At 49.7% G+C, this 16,406-nt stretch carries 18 protein-coding genes; 13 read left to right on the top strand and 5 right to left on the bottom strand.

Features of this window, described 5'->3' with window-relative positions:
* Positions 1 to 185 precede the first annotated feature (185 nt).
* On the top strand, positions 186 to 425 hold the full coding sequence (locus OGV94_RS07390) for a YecH family metal-binding protein (RefSeq protein ID WP_043016760.1): 240 nt from the start codon (positions 186 to 188) through the stop codon (positions 423 to 425).
* A 45-nt stretch (positions 426 to 470) separates the two neighbouring features.
* Here the strand turns inward: OGV94_RS07390 and ftnA are convergent, their stop codons facing one another.
* Both ftnA and yecR read right to left on the bottom strand, forming a co-directional pair.
* Positions 471 to 968: a non-heme ferritin gene (ftnA, locus tag OGV94_RS07385; protein WP_043016759.1), complete on the bottom strand. Its 498-nt coding sequence runs from the start codon at positions 966 to 968 to the stop codon at positions 471 to 473.
* A gap of 192 nt (positions 969 to 1,160) precedes the next feature.
* The gene (gene yecR / locus OGV94_RS07380) at positions 1,161 to 1,496 is read right to left on the bottom strand and encodes a YecR family lipoprotein (protein ID WP_047410479.1); all 336 of its coding nucleotides are present in this window, start codon (positions 1,494 to 1,496) and stop codon (positions 1,161 to 1,163) included.
* Between the two features lie 268 nt (positions 1,497 to 1,764).
* Here yecR and OGV94_RS07375 point away from each other — a divergent pair, with 268 nt between their 5' ends.
* On the top strand, positions 1,765 to 2,403 hold the full coding sequence (locus OGV94_RS07375; RefSeq protein WP_043016757.1) for an RpiB/LacA/LacB family sugar-phosphate isomerase: 639 nt from the start codon (positions 1,765 to 1,767) through the stop codon (positions 2,401 to 2,403).
* A gap of 32 nt (positions 2,404 to 2,435) precedes the next feature.
* Here the strand turns inward: OGV94_RS07375 and OGV94_RS07370 are convergent, their stop codons facing one another.
* Positions 2,436 to 3,857, bottom strand: coding sequence for an MFS transporter (locus OGV94_RS07370; protein WP_043016756.1), 1,422 nt, complete (start codon positions 3,855 to 3,857; stop codon positions 2,436 to 2,438).
* A gap of 129 nt (positions 3,858 to 3,986) precedes the next feature.
* Here OGV94_RS07370 and OGV94_RS07365 point away from each other — a divergent pair, with 129 nt between their 5' ends.
* On the top strand, positions 3,987 to 4,238 hold the full coding sequence (locus OGV94_RS07365; RefSeq protein WP_003034595.1) for a DUF2766 family protein: 252 nt from the start codon (positions 3,987 to 3,989) through the stop codon (positions 4,236 to 4,238).
* Between the two features lie 138 nt (positions 4,239 to 4,376).
* Here OGV94_RS07365 and OGV94_RS07360 read toward each other — a convergent pair whose 3' ends face one another.
* Complete coding sequence (locus tag OGV94_RS07360) at positions 4,377 to 4,880, bottom strand: non-heme ferritin-like protein (protein ID WP_043016755.1); 504 nt, start codon at positions 4,878 to 4,880, stop codon at positions 4,377 to 4,379.
* Positions 4,881 to 5,434: 554 nt separating this feature from the next.
* On the opposite strand from OGV94_RS07360, the gene OGV94_RS07355 reads away from it, so the two are divergent.
* The 6 genes from OGV94_RS07355 to otsA all read left to right on the top strand — a co-directional run bounded on the left by OGV94_RS07355 (position 5,435) and on the right by otsA (position 12,303).
* On the top strand, positions 5,435 to 5,992 hold the full coding sequence (locus tag OGV94_RS07355) for a DJ-1/PfpI family protein (protein ID WP_080625002.1): 558 nt from the start codon (positions 5,435 to 5,437) through the stop codon (positions 5,990 to 5,992).
* Between the two features lie 315 nt (positions 5,993 to 6,307).
* Complete coding sequence (locus tag OGV94_RS07350; RefSeq protein WP_043016753.1) at positions 6,308 to 7,297, top strand: arabinose ABC transporter substrate-binding protein; 990 nt, start codon at positions 6,308 to 6,310, stop codon at positions 7,295 to 7,297.
* 115 nt (positions 7,298 to 7,412) lie between these two features.
* On the top strand, positions 7,413 to 8,927 hold the full coding sequence (gene araG, locus OGV94_RS07345; protein WP_087051726.1) for an arabinose ABC transporter ATP-binding protein AraG: 1,515 nt from the start codon (positions 7,413 to 7,415) through the stop codon (positions 8,925 to 8,927).
* A gap of 14 nt (positions 8,928 to 8,941) precedes the next feature.
* A complete protein-coding gene (gene araH / locus OGV94_RS07340; protein WP_003034609.1) occupies positions 8,942 to 9,928 on the top strand; it encodes an L-arabinose ABC transporter permease AraH in 987 nt (328 codons plus the stop codon).
* 175 nt (positions 9,929 to 10,103) lie between these two features.
* The gene (gene otsB / locus OGV94_RS07335; RefSeq protein ID WP_043016751.1) at positions 10,104 to 10,907 is read left to right on the top strand and encodes a trehalose-phosphatase; all 804 of its coding nucleotides are present in this window, start codon (positions 10,104 to 10,106) and stop codon (positions 10,905 to 10,907) included.
* Positions 10,882 to 12,303, top strand: a complete 1,422-nt coding sequence (gene otsA / locus OGV94_RS07330; protein WP_043016750.1) for an alpha,alpha-trehalose-phosphate synthase — start codon at positions 10,882 to 10,884, stop codon at positions 12,301 to 12,303. Before otsB ends, otsA begins: the two co-directional genes overlap by 26 nt.
* 17 nt (positions 12,304 to 12,320) lie before the next feature.
* Here otsA and uspC read toward each other — a convergent pair whose 3' ends face one another.
* Positions 12,321 to 12,749, bottom strand: coding sequence for a universal stress protein UspC (gene uspC / locus OGV94_RS07325; protein ID WP_043016749.1), 429 nt, complete (start codon positions 12,747 to 12,749; stop codon positions 12,321 to 12,323).
* A gap of 794 nt (positions 12,750 to 13,543) precedes the next feature.
* Between uspC and flhD the strand changes: the two genes are divergently transcribed.
* The 4 genes from flhD (at position 13,544) to motB (ending at position 16,404) form a co-directional block, all read left to right on the top strand.
* Positions 13,544 to 13,885 (top strand): flagellar transcriptional regulator FlhD, encoded by a 342-nt coding sequence (gene flhD, locus OGV94_RS07320; RefSeq protein WP_003034622.1) that lies wholly within the window; start codon positions 13,544 to 13,546, stop codon positions 13,883 to 13,885.
* Complete coding sequence (gene flhC / locus OGV94_RS07315) at positions 13,882 to 14,466, top strand: flagellar transcriptional regulator FlhC (protein ID WP_008785071.1); 585 nt, start codon at positions 13,882 to 13,884, stop codon at positions 14,464 to 14,466. The genes flhD and flhC overlap by 4 nt, the downstream gene beginning before the upstream one ends.
* 124 nt (positions 14,467 to 14,590) lie before the next feature.
* Complete coding sequence (motA, locus tag OGV94_RS07310) at positions 14,591 to 15,478, top strand: flagellar motor stator protein MotA (protein WP_016153442.1); 888 nt, start codon at positions 14,591 to 14,593, stop codon at positions 15,476 to 15,478.
* On the top strand, positions 15,475 to 16,404 hold the full coding sequence (gene motB / locus OGV94_RS07305) for a flagellar motor protein MotB (RefSeq protein WP_016153441.1): 930 nt from the start codon (positions 15,475 to 15,477) through the stop codon (positions 16,402 to 16,404). Before motA ends, motB begins: the two co-directional genes overlap by 4 nt.
* Positions 16,405 to 16,406: the final 2 nt, after the last annotated feature.

Genomic DNA, 16,406 nt, shown 5'->3' with positions numbered 1-16,406 from the left:
GGCGCAGGTTAAGGCAAAACGCTATTTTCGTCAAATCACCGTTACAATGTATGTACATTAATCTTTACGATATTTCGCGCCTTAAGATGTATGACAAATGACATTTATCTGCGACTAAACCTGCGTTAGCGCAAAGCAGCGCCGTGCGGTTCACATTAGGCTACGGACTTTATTGAGGAGGTAGTATGGAATCTATTCACGGTCACGAAGTGCTCAACATGATGATTGAATCTGGCGAGCAGTATTCGAATGCCAGCCTTGAGGCGGCGATTACGGCACGGTTTGGCGAGCAGGCGCGTTTTCACACCTGTTCCGCTGCGGATATGACGGCAGCAGAGCTGGTGGCGTTTTTAGCGGCGAAGGGAAAGTTTATTGCACAAGAAGACGGCTTCTCTACGCACGAAAGCAAGATCTGCCGTCACTAATTGTCACGGGTAATGATGGCGGGTTGCCTTCATTACCCAGAGACATTAATTCTGTGTATCAAGCGTAGCCAGTTCTTTATCGATGAAATAAAGACCTTCGCCACTTTTCCCTGCCAGTGATAACTTATCAATAACAGATTTAAATAATTTCTCTTCTTCATGCTGCTCGGCAACATACCATTGCAGGAAATTAAACGTCGGGTAATCCTGGTGAGTCATTGCCGCGTGTGCCAGCTCATTAATTTTCTGGGTGATCAGTTGCTCGTGTTCGTAAGTGACACGGAACAATTCGTCCAGAGACGCATATTCAGCAAAAGGGGAAGAGACGGTATTAATACACGGCAAGCTGCCGGTATCGGTCAGGTAGTCAAACAGACGCTGCATATGCGTCATCTCTTCCTGGGCGTGACGGCGCAAAAACGCAGCGGCACCTTCGAAGCTGTGATAGCTGCACCACGCGCTCATCTGTTGGTAGAGCAGAGAAGAATATAATTCAAGGTTCATCTGCTCATTCAGTTGGTCGATCATTTCTGTTTTCAGCATGGTTCTGCTCCACAAACGTTATTATATATTGACGTGGCGCCACTATAATTTGTTATTTAATTATTTGCAAAAGGTAAAATAATAAATTTATTTATTAAAAATGCGAATGGGAATAAAACGCATTAACGCTACTGGTCGGAGAATAAATAACGAGAAGGCAGAAGACCAGCAATAATGTGCTGGTCGAAAATATTAATAATTAAAGGAAGTGGATGGTGATACCGCTGCGCCGTGACACTGCCAGGCGAGGGTTATTTTGGTATTTAAACACAAAGAACCGGCGTACAGGCTACAGGTTGACACCGGCTGACCAAACGCCATTGCGCTGGCATAACCCAGGCGCTGACACTCTTTGGTGGCTGTCCCCTGGGTAACGTAGTCATCGGTACGCGCCGACTGTAACATGGCCTGGTTGTAGGTCAGGCGAACCACGCCGGTGATGGCGCTGGCTTCGCTGACCTGCGCCTGTTTAGTTATAGTGCATCCTGTCAGCACGAGCGGCAAAAGGGCAAGGATAAAGGTCTTCATGTGATCGCTCTGAAAGTTCGGAGATAGGCTATCATGGCATACGTGTTGACGTATCAATGGCTTGAATAACCTGAAAATCACCTGCGATTAATCGCAACGACGTCAATTTCTTGAGGCCATTCTCAGCTTTCGAAGGAAAAATGTGAGCACTTCATTATTTTATAAAACAAAATTTCATTAAATTTGAAAGTGAGTTTGCAAAATAGTAATGTGGCCTGAATGTTATGACTTTCTGCGGGTCCCCGCAGCGCATTCAGGAGATTACAGAATGAAAATTGCATTGATGATGGAAAACAGCCAGGCAAGCAAAAACGCCATCATTCATAACGAGCTTAAAGCCGTCGCGGATGAGAAAGGTTTTCCAGTGTACAACGTCGGGATGAGCGACGAAAATGACCATCATCTGACCTACATCCATTTAGGGATTATGGCCAGCATCCTGCTCAATTCCAAAGCCGTGGATTTTGTTGTCACGGGTTGCGGTACGGGTCAGGGGGCAATGATGTCGCTGAATATTCATCCGGGCGTGGTGTGTGGTTACTGTCTTGATCCGGCTGACGCGTTCTTATTCTCTCAGATCAACAACGGTAACGCGCTTTCTCTGGCATTCGCCAAAGGTTTTGGTTGGGGCGCTGAGTTAAATGTGCGCTATATGTTTGAAAAAGCGTTCACTGGTCGTAACGGCGAAGGTTATCCGCCTGAGCGTAAAGAGCCACAGGTGCGTAACGCCGGTATTCTGAACCAGGTGAAAGCGGCGGTGGTAAAAGAAAACTATCTGGATACGCTACGCGCTATCGATCCTGAGCTGGTGAAAACCGCCGTATCGGGTCCGCGCTTCCAGCAGTGTTTCTTTGACAACTGCCAGGACAAAGCGATCGAAGCGTTTGTTCGCGAGATAATTGGCTAAACCTGTTGGCCCGGCGGTGTTCACCTGTCGGGCTATCTGTTCTTATCAGACACCGCGCTTCCAGCATCACGGGCAAGTCGCAGCGTATCCACCATTCCGACCAGGCAAATAATGGCAATAGCGACAAAGGCCAGCCGGAAACTGATTCCTGGAATATTCCCCAATGTCAGCCACTTACTCACCTCATCGCCGATACGTATCCCGATAGCGGCCAATGAAATGCCTAAGCCTACCGCTAATTGTGTTGCCGTACTGAACAACGTATTGGCGTAGCTCATTTGTGACGCGGGAACATCCGCAAAAGCAAGCGTGCTGACGCCGGTAAACTGAATTGAGCGGAATACGCCGCCCAGATACAACACCAGCAAAATAACCCACACGGGAGTCTGTGGCGTAATTAATGCGCAGGCCAGCAGCGCCAGGACGTTAAGCGCACCATTGATTAACAGCAGTCTCTTAAAGCCGAGCCAGCGTATTAACGGCGTAGTGGCAGGTTTTATCGTCAGATTGCCCACAAAAACCGCCAGTACCAGCGAGCCTGCATGAAAAGCATTCATGCCAAAACCGACCTGGAACATTAACGGCAGCAGAAATGGCACCGCGCTGATAGAAGCGCGAAACAGCGACCCGCCGTACATGGTGACGCGAAAAGTTGGGACGCTCATGGCATCAAGACGAATCATCGGCCAGGTAGCACGACGAAAATGATGCAGGGCAAAAAGGAAGGTCACCGTCCCTAGCGCCAGAAGCCCGGCGGTTAGCCAGCCCTGCGGCTGCCGGGTTCCCAGTAACTCCATGGCATACACCAGACTTACCATCGCAACAGAGGTCGCGATAAAACCCGCTATATCAAACGGACGACGCTCGTCGTCATGAATATCCGGGATAAACCTTAGCGCCAGCGCGATCGCCAGTATTCCCAGCGGTACGTTAATAAAGAATATCCAACGCCAGTTGGCATAGCTGGTAATGAATCCCCCAAGGGGAGGCCCAATGATCGGTGCGACTAATGCGGGCCAGGTCAGGGTGGCAATAGCGGTGATCAACTGATGTTTAGGCGTGGTGCGCAGTACCGCAAGACGGCCAACAGGAACCATTAATGCGCCACCGACGCCCTGCAAGATTCGCATGGCGACAAAACCCTCAAGGCTTTCGGACAAACCGCATAAAACCGACGCGAGGGTGAAAATCGCCAGCGCCAGGGTAAACACCTTTCTTGCACCGAAGCGATCCGCAATCCAGCCGCTGGCGGGGATAAGCACCGCAAGGGTTATCAGGTAGGCGCTGATGCCAATGTTCAGGTCTACCGCCTGCACACCAAAGCTTTTAGCCATATCAGGCAGGGCGGTGGCAATCACCGTGCCGTCAATAAATTCCATAAAGAAAGCCCCGGCAACAAGTAATGCCGCCGGTGAAAGACCGCGTTTGTTCTCGACCGCTAACTGTTCACTCATGTTGTGCTTGCCATCTCAAAAGAAACTGACTGGAACTATTTTTATTTCCAACGCATTCGTTATGCGTGGGCGGCTATCGTTTCGAGCGCTGAATGGGTACTATGACGACCTTTCAATAAGGAGCTCACCATGTCCCAAACACTGAATGCCGATCAGGAACTGCTCTCGGACGTTGTTGCCTGTCAACTGGTAATCAAGCAAATTCTGGATGTTCTTGATGTTATTGCCCCAGTAGAAGTTCGGGAAAAAATGTCCAGCCAGCTGAAAAGCATCGATTTTTCCAGCCATCCTGCAGGTGCCGATCCGGTCACTATGCGCGCAATACAAAAAGCGGTTGCCTTGATCGAGCTGAAATTCACGCCGCAGAATGAATCCCACTAAAATAAACCGTTGTTTCAGGTTTTAGAAAGGTTTTTTTGCGCCTCGCAGAATGGAGGCGCGTGCATAGGGAAAATCAGAGGTTGGCCGGATAAGGCGCATCACATTACTATCCGGCATTAACGCTTTGAAAACTGAAGATTAGTGATGCTGGTAATTCACGACGTTGAGCAAGTGCTTATCGGTTTGCGCCATGCACAGCCCCGCGCGTTTGGCGCTGCGGACTTCGTCAAGTATCGTCTGTAACAGCACGCCATCCTGCTGCTGCTCTTTTTCCAGGTCGTGAAGAAAATCGATGGTTGGCGCATCGTTTAACGCTTCTGCTTCATTGGTTAAACGTGAGAGCCTACTCGAGCGCTGTTGATATTCATCCAGCGTTTTCTGAAACAATTCTTCAAGGGAAGTCAGTTCATCACCCGGAACATCAATGGCCTTGACGATGGGGTTAGCCCCGGCACTTTTCATAAAATTGAACATCCGCATCATTTGAGTCACGTTACCTTGTGCCTGAGTGCGAAGAAACGTGGCGGTACCTGTCAGGCTATGCTCGTAGCACCATTCGCTCAGATGCAGGTAAAGATTCGATGCGTAGAACTCGAGGTTCATTTGCGTGTTGAGTTTATGAACAATTCCAACTGCAGCCATATCAATATCCTTATTTCCAGAAAGGGGAATGTACGTTACTAACGCCAGTACAGCGGGCTGCCGCTGCACTTCACCTCTACGTACAATTAAAACTGTTAGCAGAATAAATCCGTTCCGCCGGTCCTTTAGTGATCACGAATTATATTCGCTCCCGATCGAGATTCAGCATAACGCTTGCTATGACATAAGAAAATCCTTAAATCCGTGTATTTATGTTTTTTTACATATTGTCATAACAGTACTTGTGCTTCTGCCGTTTTGGCATATAGGTGATATGAATATAACGAATTGATATTTATGCCATTAAACACACTCTTCAATAATGAAATGGTGTTTTAAATCACAAAATTAATTTCCACAATAAGGTATTGTCTGGCACCTGATGATTATCTGCTCATGTTGTGAAGCAATTTCACGATTGGGCTGAATCTGTACTAATTATCTGATGACTAATTTTTTGCGCCAGATCAGTTTTAATCAAATTAAGAAAATTAACGGCCTGAACTATTCGTCATTAATTGTGTTGTGAATTTGGATAACGCGAGGAGTTACATATGAAGAAGGTTGCGGTGCTGCTGGCACCTGGTTTTGAAGAGGCGGAGGCGATTGTTACCATTGATATTCTGCGTCGTCTGAATATCGAAGTCGAAACGCTGGCCTGTGCAGAGTCACGTGCAGTGGTGAGTTATCATGACGTACCGATGGTGACAGATAGCACGCTGGCCGCGCGCCAGGCATATCTCTACGACGCCATCGTGCTGCCCGGCGGGCCGCAGGGCAGCGTTAATCTTGCTGCCAGTGAGATGGTCATCCAGTTTGTCGCCCGACATGATCAGGCGGGGAAACTCATTTGTCCGGTGTGTTCTGCGGCTGCGCGCGTGCTGGGCGGCAACGGCCTGCTGAAAGGACGTCGCTACGTGTGCTCGGGAGATCTGTGGCAAAACGTTACGGATGGGGAATATATTGATGCGCCGGTAGTTGAAGATGGCAATCTGATTAGCGGTAAAGGGCTGGGGCATATTTTTGATTTTGCATTAACACTTTCGGCACGTCTGCTGGGAGATGACATTCCGGTCCGCGATCACGCTGACCATATTTATTATCGATGGTAATCATTTTCCCGAATGCTTCGGTATTCGGGAACAAGGATTCGTTGGCTGACGTTATGGATTAATCTGCTATTTCTCTTTTTTCCCGTCGACAAAATCGCGATTTTTTATGTCATTTCCCGCTGAATTTATGTACGCAATTACTGTAATTCTGTGGTGTGATGCCGCTCTCTTATGGAGAATCAATTTCCCGCTAAAAATACTCTCAGCACTGGCATTGATCTTATCAATAAAAGGTAATGCCTTGTTTTACGTCCGAATTACAAAAAATCGTCTGATTTTACCCTACATAAAAGAACGTTAAAGCTGGAGTTAACCATGCACAAATTCACTAAAGCGCTGGCTGCCATCGGTCTGGCTGCCATTATGTCACAATCCGCTATCGCTGAATCCATGAAGCTCGGTTTCCTGGTCAAACAGCCGGAAGAACCGTGGTTCCAGACTGAATGGAAATTTGCCGATAAAGCCGGTAAAGACCTTGGTTTTGAGGTGATTAAAATTGCCGTCCCGGATGGAGAGAAAACCCTCAATGCCATCGACAGCCTGGCTGCAAGTGGAGCAAAAGGGTTTGTGATTTGTACGCCGGACCCCAAACTCGGGCCTGCCATTATGGCTAAGGCGCGAGGCTACGATATGAAAGTCATTGCCGTCGATGACCAGTTTGCCAACGCCAAAGGTAAGCCGATGGATACCGTGCCGCTGGTGATGATGGCTGCAACCAAAATTGGTGAGCGCCAGGGCCAGGAGCTGTATAAGGAGATGCAAAAGCGCGGTTGGGATGTGAAATCCAGCGCTGTAATGGCCATTACCGCCAACGAACTTGATACCGCGCGTCGCCGTACGTCAGGTTCAATGGAAGCGCTTAAAGCCGCAGGCTTCCCGGAAAAACAGATCTACCAGGTTCCAACAAAATCAAATGATATCCCCGGTGCATTCGATGCCGCTAACTCCATGCTGGTTCAACATCCTGAAGTCAAACACTGGCTGATTGTCGGCATGAACGACAACACCGTGCTGGGCGGCGTACGTGCGACTGAAGGGCAGGGCTTCAAAGCGCCAAACGTAATTGGTATCGGTATTAATGGCGTTGATGCCGTGAGTGAACTGTCCAAAGGCGAAGCGACCGGGTTCTACGGCTCACTGCTGCCAAGCCCGGACGTTCACGGCTACAAATCAAGTGAAATGCTTTACAACTGGGTAACGAAAGGTGCAGAGCCACCGGCGTTTACTGAAGTGACGGATGTGGTGCTGATTACCCGCGATAACTTCAAAGAAGAGCTGGCGAAGAAAGGCTTAGGCGGTAAGTAACATAAATGCCGGATGCGACGTCAAAGCGTCTTATCCGGCCTACGAATCGCGTCCTCAGAAGGCCGGATGAGGCAAAGCCGCCATCCGGCTTAAAGATCTGACTCACGGAGACGTTATGCAACAGTCTACCCCGTATCTCTCATTCCGCGGCATTGGCAAAACATTCCCGGGCGTTAAAGCGCTTACGGATATCAGTTTCGACTGTTACGCCGGTCAGGTGCATGCGCTGATGGGCGAAAATGGCGCCGGAAAATCAACACTCTTAAAAATTCTCAGCGGTAACTATGCGCCAACGACGGGATCTTTGACGATCCGCGGACAGGAAGTTTCGTTTGCAGACACCACGGCCGCGCTCAACGCCGGTGTCGCCATTATTTACCAGGAGCTGCATCTCGTCCCGGAAATGACCGTTGCCGAGAATATTTATTTAGGCCAGTTGCCGCACAAAGGCGGGATTGTAAATCGCTCGCTGCTGAACTATGAAGCGGGGCTACAGCTTAAGCATCTGGGCATGGATATCGATCCCGACACGCCATTGAAATATCTCTCCATCGGTCAATGGCAGATGGTGGAGATAGCAAAAGCGCTGGCGCGTAATGCCAAAATTATCGCGTTTGATGAACCGACCAGCTCCCTGTCTGCACGCGAAATTGAGAATCTGTTTCGCGTCATCCGTGAGCTGCGCAACGAAGGACGCATCATCCTGTACGTATCGCACCGTATGGAGGAAATTTTTGCTCTCAGCGATGCCATCACCGTGTTTAAAGATGGGCATTACGTCACAACGTTCACGGATATGCAGCAGGTCGATCACGATGCGTTGGTGCAGGCGATGGTTGGACGCGACCTCGGTGATATTTATGGATGGAAATCCAGACCGTATGGCGCAGAGCGGCTGCGTTTGCATGAGGTCAAAGCTCCCGGTGTGCGTACGCCGATCAGTTTATCGGTACGCAGCGGTGAAATTGTCGGATTGTTTGGCCTGGTAGGCGCCGGGCGTAGCGAATTGATGAAAGGACTGTTTGGCGGCACACGCATCACGGCAGGCCAGGTGTTTATTGATGAGCAGCCTATTGATATTCGTAAACCGAGCCATGCCATTGAAGCGGGAATGATGCTGTGCCCGGAGGACCGCAAAGCGGAAGGGATCATTCCGGTCCATTCGGTGCGTAACAACATCAACATTAGCGCCCGTCGTAAACATGTTCTGGGCGGATGCGTGATCAACAACGGCTGGGAAGAGACCAATGCCGATCACCATATTCGCTCACTCAATATTAAAACGCCGGGCGCGGAGCAGCTGATTATGAACCTCTCCGGCGGTAATCAGCAGAAGGCTATCCTTGGCCGTTGGTTATCGGAAGAGATGAAGGTGATTTTGCTGGACGAACCTACACGCGGCATTGATGTAGGCGCCAAGCATGAAATTTATAACGTGATTTATGCCCTCGCAGCGCGAGGCGTGGCCGTGCTGTTTGCTTCCAGTGACCTGCCAGAAGTGCTCGGTGTCGCCGATCGTATCGTGGTGATGAGAGAGGGCGAAATTGCCGGTGAGTTGCTTCATGAACAGGCGGATGAGCGCCAGGCCTTGAGCCTTGCTATGCCTAAAGTCAGCCAGGCTGTAGCCTGAATAAGGAGAGAATGATGTCTTCCGTTTCTACATCGGGTTCTGGCGCAGCAAAATCGGCGCTAAATCTTGGTCGCATTTGGGATCAGTATGGGATGCTGGTGGTGTTCGCCGTGCTGTTCCTGGTTTGTTCCCTCTTTGTGCCAAACTTTGCCACTTTCATCAATATGAAAGGGCTGGGGCTGGCGGTATCGATGTCGGGTATGGTCGCGTGTGGGATGCTGTTTTGCCTGGCATCCGGTGACTTCGACCTGTCCGTTGCGTCCGTGATTGCCTGCGCCGGGGTCACGACTGCCGTGGTCATTAACATGACTGAAAGCCTGTGGATTGGCGTGGCTGCCGGGCTGCTGCTCGGTATTCTCTGTGGTCTGGTTAATGGGTTTGTGATTGCGCGTTTAAAAATTAACGCCCTGATCACCACCCTTGCGACGATGCAGATTGTACGTGGTCTGGCCTATATTATTTCCGACGGTAAGGCGGTGGGGATTGAAGATGAGCGCTTCTTTACCCTCGGCTACGCGAACTGGTTTGGTCTGCCGGCACCTATCTGGATCACGGTTGTCTGTTTTATCGTCTTCGGTTTACTGCTGAATAAAACTACGTTTGGTCGCAACACGCTGGCTATTGGGGGCAATGAAGAGGCGGCACGTCTGGCTGGGGTTCCGGTCGTTCGTACCAAGATTATTATCTTTATTTTGTCTGGGCTGGTATCCGCCATTGCCGGGATCATCCTCGCATCACGTATGACCAGCGGCCAACCAATGACCTCAATCGGCTATGAGCTGATCGTGATTTCCGCCTGCGTGTTAGGGGGCGTTTCGCTCAAAGGCGGCATCGGAAAAATCTCATATGTAGTGGCCGGGGTGTTAATTCTGGGAACGGTTGAGAATGCGATGAACCTGCTGAACATCTCTCCGTTCGCCCAGTATGTCGTACGTGGTCTAATCCTGCTGGCGGCGGTGATCTTCGACCGTTACAAGCAAAAAGCGAAGCGTACCGTTTGATGATTTAAACCCCAACTTTTTAGTCTAGCTTTAGCTCATCGCCAGCCGCTACCCGGCTGGCGATTGTTTTTGCAAATGGCGAGCATGGTCACACTGTCTATACTTATATCCGTCGTACATCATATATACGGCGCGATCCGCGCGGCGTACAGACCATGATGAGGAGGATAACCGGGTGACAGCATCACTGATCATACCCCCTGAACAATCTGCAAACTGTGCTTATTTTTTTGATCTCGATGGGACATTGGCTGAGATCAAACCTTTTCCAGACCAGGTCGTCGTCCCTAAGACAATCCTGCAGTTATTACATCAGCTGGCTACACGTAATGCGGGGGCGCTGGCATTGATTTCAGGGCGCTCGATGGCTGAGCTTGATGCGCTTACCACTCCCTTACGTTTTCCGCTCGCCGGAGTGCATGGGGCAGAGCGCCGTGATATCAATGGCCAAACTCATATAGTGCGCCTGGCTGAGGCAATAGAGCGCGAAGCAGGAGAGTTATTACAAACCGCGCTGGCGACGATGCCGGGTACAACGCTTGAAGCAAAAGGAATGGCTTTCGCGCTGCATTACCGCCAGGCCCCGGAACATGAAGCGGCGCTAATTAATCTGGCTGAGCGTATCACGCACAGATGGCCGCAACTGGCTTTACAGCATGGAAAATGCGTTGTGGAGATAAAACCAAAGGGGACCAATAAAGGCGATGCAATTGCCGCATTTATGCAGGAAGCCCCTTTTGCCGGTCGGATCCCCGTTTTTTTCGGAGACGATCTGACGGACGAAACCGGGTTTGGCGTGGTTAATCGCGCTGGCGGGATTTCCGTGAAGGTGGGGAACGGAGCGACGCAGGCGACATGGCGTCTGGATGGCGTGAGTGATGTCTGGCACTGGCTGGAACAAAATAACTCTTCGCAGCAAGAATCGAAAGCAACGAATAACAGAAGAGGTGGCTATGAGTCGTTTAGTCGTAGTATCTAATCGTATCGCCTCACCAGATGACAAAGGGAGCGCAGGTGGGCTTGCTGTCGGCGTGCTGGGCGCGTTGAAGGCTGCTGGTGGCCTGTGGTTTGGCTGGAGTGGCGATACGGGTAATGAGGACAAACCATTAAAAAAAGTCACGCGTGGCAATATTACCTGGGCTTCGTTTAATTTGAGTGAGCAGGACTACGAAGAGTATTACTGCCAGTTTTCAAATGCTGTTCTATGGCCTGCGTTTCATTATCGTCTGGACCTGGTACAGTTTCAGCGTCCTGCATGGGAAGGCTATCAGCGGGTGAATGCCTTACTGGTAGATAAACTGCTGCCGCTGCTTAGCGATGACGACATCATCTGGATTCATGATTACCATCTGCTGCCGTTTGCCAGCGAACTGCGTAAACGCGGTGTGAATAACCGTATCGGCTTTTTCCTGCATATTCCATTTCCGACGCCGGAAATTTTTAATGCGCTACCTCCACATCAGGCGCTACTTGAGCAGATGTGCGATTTTGATTTGCTCGGTTTCCAGACCGAAAACGACCGTCAGGCTTTTCTGGATTGCCTGGCAGCCCAGACGCAGGTATCCACGCAGAGCGATAATCACCACCGGGCATGGGGAAAAGCGTTTTGCACCCAGGTGTATCCTATTGGTATTGAGCCAGATGAGATCGCCCGGCAGGCCTCCGGACCTTTGCCGCCGAAGCTGGCGCAACTGAAAGCGGAACTCAAAAATGTGCAGAATATATTTTCAGTTGAGCGTCTGGATTACTCTAAAGGGTTGCCAGAGCGATTTCAGGCCTATGAGGCTCTGCTGGAACACTATCCGCAGCACCACGGTAAAATTCGCTATACGCAGATAGCGCCAACGTCGCGTGAAGAGGTACAGGCCTACCAGGATATTCGTCACCAACTGGAGACTGAAGCGGGGAGGATTAACGGTAAATATGGCCAACTGGGCTGGACGCCGCTCTATTATCTGAATCAGTACTTTGATCGTAAATTGCTGATGAAGATCTTCCGCTACTCTGATGTAGGACTGGTGACCCCGCTGCGCGATGGTATGAACCTGGTGGCGAAAGAGTTCGTGGCCGCGCAGGATCCTGCCAACCCTGGCGTGCTGGTGTTATCACAATTTGCCGGGGCCGCAAACGAGCTAACTGCCGCCCTTATTGTTAATCCTTACGATCGCGATGAAGTCGCTGGCGCATTAAACCAGGCGCTGACGATGCCGCTTGCCGAGCGTATCTCTCGCCACGCTGAGATGCTCGAGACTATCATTAAAAACGATATCGACAACTGGCAGGCGATGTTCATTTGCGATCTGGAAAAAGTCATCCCGCGCCAGAGTAAACAGCCATTGCCAGACAACGTTTCATCCTGCTCTAAGCTGGCGTAACGCTCAGAAAGTGAAGATCAATCTCCAGCCAGTGGAACCAACAGAACATCCACCTGGCTGGCACCGATCACGCTTTTCGCTGAGCAGGACGCGCGTGAAAAGAAACTGTGGTTATGGTTGCCATAAATGACCAGATCGACCGCGTGCTTCCGGCATACGTCCAGAATATGTTCATTCAGGGCCCCATAGGTAATAAAGGTATGCTCAATGGGGTACTGCGCGTCTTTGCTGAGCTTGTCGATAAAATCCTGAGTCTCTTCTTGCATCACTTCTCGCAGGTCTTCAAGCATAGGCGCTGCAAACTGATTATACAGTTCTGGGTCTGAGACCAGGGTTATCAGGCTAATACGGGCATTAACAGGACGAGCGATTGATACCGCCCTGGCTAACAACTGCTGGCTTTCTGGTGTCGCGGCAACGGCCACAAGAATGTGTGTATAGCTCATAACTCGCTCCTTTTTTTCAAGAATTATGAGAGGATTTTTCAGCATTACTTAGCTTACTCCATACTGCAACGTTTCCATTCCGGATAGTGTGAATGTCATCATGGTTATTCATTAATTATTCTTATAAATAGAATAATTGCTTCATATAACTTCTAAATACGTTCAGCTTCCTTAAGTAAAACTCACTGCTAATGAAAACAATGTGTTAATAAAAAATAAACATATTTTAACATTTGAGCGGTTATCACAGCCTGTTATTAATTAATCACCCTTAATATTTAACTCTTTGTTTATAAAGCGTTTAATCAAAATGATGTTTTACATTAAATATGTGATCAAGCTCGCTATTTCACGACGTGATATTAACGTTCGTGAACAAAATACTATTCGCTTTTAATGCAAGAATATTCGTACGCCAGGAATTGAAATGGAGAATATGGGGTTAAAAAATATGCAAAGTAAAAGCTGTGCTGATGGATTTATGTTAAGTGTTTAGCTGGTTTATGTGATCTGCGTCACATATTCTTCAAATTCGCAGCATAGCTACGTTGTATGTGTAACTTGTGGCGGGTAGAGTTGCGTCGAATTAGGAAAAATCTTAGACAATTGTAAGAATTGATGTGAGCTTGTAAGGAACGCGGCCTTCTGAAAAGGGAATGTTTAGACAACGCGTAAGTGCCGTCACGCTGCTATGTATTTGACCTTTTGCTTTTTTTTTACCGGGCCTTCCCGGCGACATCACGGGGTGCGGTTTCACCGCATGAAAACAATGTTGGTTATTATGGATGCAAATAATGCATACATCCGAGTTGCTGAAACACATTTATGACATCAATCTGTCATATTTATTGCTTGCACAACGTTTGATCGTTCAGGACAAAGCATCTGCGATGTTTCGCCTTGGTATCAGCGAAGAGATGGCGGACACGTTGGCAACATTAACACTTCCTCAAATGGTCAAACTGGCTGAAACAAACCAACTGGTATGTCATTTCCGCTTCGACGATCACCAGACGGTTACTCGCCTGACGCAAGACTCCCGCGTTGACGATCTTCAGCAAATTCATACCGGTATCATGCTTTCAACGCGGCTGTTAAGCGACATCGATGATGCAGCGCGCAAGAAAAGGGCTTGATGATGAGCGAAAAAAGCATTGTTCAGGAAGCGCGTGATATCCAGCTAGCGATGGAATTAATCACATTGGGCGCCCGTTTGCAAATGCTGGAAAGCGAAACGCAATTAAGCCGTGGCCGACTTATCAAGTTGTACAAAGAATTACGCGGTAGTCCTCCGCCAAAAGGGATGCTGCCTTTTTCCACCGACTGGTTTATGACGTGGGAACAAAACATTCATGCTTCGATGTTTTGCAACGCCTGGCAATTCCTGCTCAAAACCGGTTTGTGCAGCGGCGTGGATGCCGTAATCAAAGCGTATCGTTTATACCTTGAGCAGTGTCCGCAGCCGGAAGAGGGGCCGCTGCTGGCGCTAACTCGCGCATGGACGCTGGTACGTTTTGTCGACAGCGGATTGCTGGAGTTATCCCAATGCAATTGCTGCGGTGGGAATTTTATCACCCACGCACACCAACCCGCAGGTAGCTTTGCCTGCAGTTTATGCCAACCGCCATCACGGGCCGTAAAAAGACGTAAACTTTCCCAGAATGCTGCCGATATTATTCCACAACTGCTGGATGAACAGATCGAACAGGCTGTTTAACTGATACGGTGTGGACAAACACTCCAGCAGCGGTAAGCGATTACCGCTGCTTTTTTTTGTCCTGACCTTAAGTTAACTGCCCGACTGCGCATCCTGTCATAGTCAATTGCGAAAGGATGATGTCGTGCTTATCTTATTAGGTTACCTGGTTGTTATTGGTACAGTTTTCGGCGGGTATATGATGACCGGCGGACACCTTGGGGCACTCTATCAACCGGCTGAGCTGGTGATTATCGGTGGCGCGGGTATTGGGGCATTCATCGTCGGCAATAACGGAAAAGCCATTAAGGGGACGATGAAAGCGATCCCGATGCTTTTTCGTCGTTCAAAATATACCAAAGCGATGTATATGGATCTGCTGGCGCTGCTGTATCGCCTGATGGCCAAGTCACGTCAGCAGGGCATGTTCTCGCTTGAACGCGACATTGAAAACCCTAAAGAGAGTGAAATCTTCGCCAGCTATCCGCGCATTCTTGCGGATGCCGTAATGCTTGATTTCATTGTCGATTATCTGCGTTTGATCATCAGCGGCAACATGAACACGTTTGAAATTGAAGCGCTGATGGACGAAGAAATTGAGACTCACGAAAGTGAGGCCGAAGTCCCGGCTAACAGTCTGGCGATGGTGGGTGATTCATTACCGGCGTTCGGGATCGTGGCGGCGGTCATGGGGGTTGTTCATGCGCTGGCTTCTGCCGATCGTCCGGCGGCTGAACTGGGTTCGCTGATTGCTCATGCGATGGTAGGGACATTCCTCGGTATTTTACTGGCCTATGGATTTATTTCTCCGCTTGCCAGCGTTCTGCGGCAGAAAAGCGCTGAAACCACCAAAATGATGCAGTGTGTGAAGATAACACTGCTCTCCAATTTGAATGGTTACGCGCCGCCAATTGCCGTCGAATTTGGTCGTAAGACTCTGTATTCCAGCGAACGTCCATCGTTTATCGAGCTGGAAGAGCATGTGCGTGCGGTAAGAAATCCAACTGCGCAGCAGACGACCGAGGACGCATGAAAAATCAGGCCCATCCCATTATCGTTGTAAAGCGACGCAAACATAAAGGTCACGGTGGTGGGGCGCATGGTTCGTGGAAAATCGCCTACGCCGATTTTATGACCGCGATGATGGCCTTCTTTCTGGTGATGTGGCTCATTTCCATCTCCAGCCCTAAAGAATTGATCCAGATTGCCGAATATTTCCGTACGCCGCTGGCTACCGCGGTGACTGGGGGAAATCGAATTTCGAATAGCCAAAGTCCAATTCCAGGCGGTGGGGACGACTACACCCAGCAGCAGGGAGAAGTGAACAAGCAGCCGAATATCGACGATCTGAGAAAACGCATGGAACAAAGCCGGTTGAGCAAACTTCGCGGCGATCTCGATCAGTTGATTGAATCTGACCCTAAACTGCGTGCGCTGCGCCCGCACTTGAAAATTGATTTAGTGCAGGAAGGACTACGGATACAGATTATCGACAGTCAGAACCGCCCGATGTTTAAAACAGGTAGCGCTGAGGTTGAGCCGTATATGCGCGACATCCTGCGAGCCATCGCGCCAGTGCTTAACGGCATTCCTAACCGAATCAGCCTTTCCGGCCATACGGATGATTACCCTTACGCCAATGGTGAAAAAGGGTATAGCAACTGGGAGTTGTCTGCCGATCGCGCTAACGCGTCGCGTCGCGAACTGGTTAGCGGCGGTCTGGATGATGGAAAAGTATTACGAGTGGTCGGTATGGCCGCCACGATGCGTCTGAGCGATCGCGGTCCCGAAGACGCAATCAACCGCCGTATTAGCCTGCTGGTTCTTAATAAGCAGGCGGAAGAGGCCATTTTGCATGAAAACGCTGAAAGCCAGAATGAGCCGGTAAGTGTCTTACAACAGCCAGCGGAACTTCCGCCGGCAAGCGTTCCCACATCGCCACCAGCCAATCCGAGGTGATA

The organism is Citrobacter sp. Ce006, from assembly GCF_030336535.1.
Classification (GTDB): domain Bacteria; phylum Pseudomonadota; class Gammaproteobacteria; order Enterobacterales; family Enterobacteriaceae; genus Citrobacter; species Citrobacter europaeus.
Note: the sequence above shows the minus strand (reverse complement) of the source record. Positions and strands in the feature narration are given on the sequence as shown.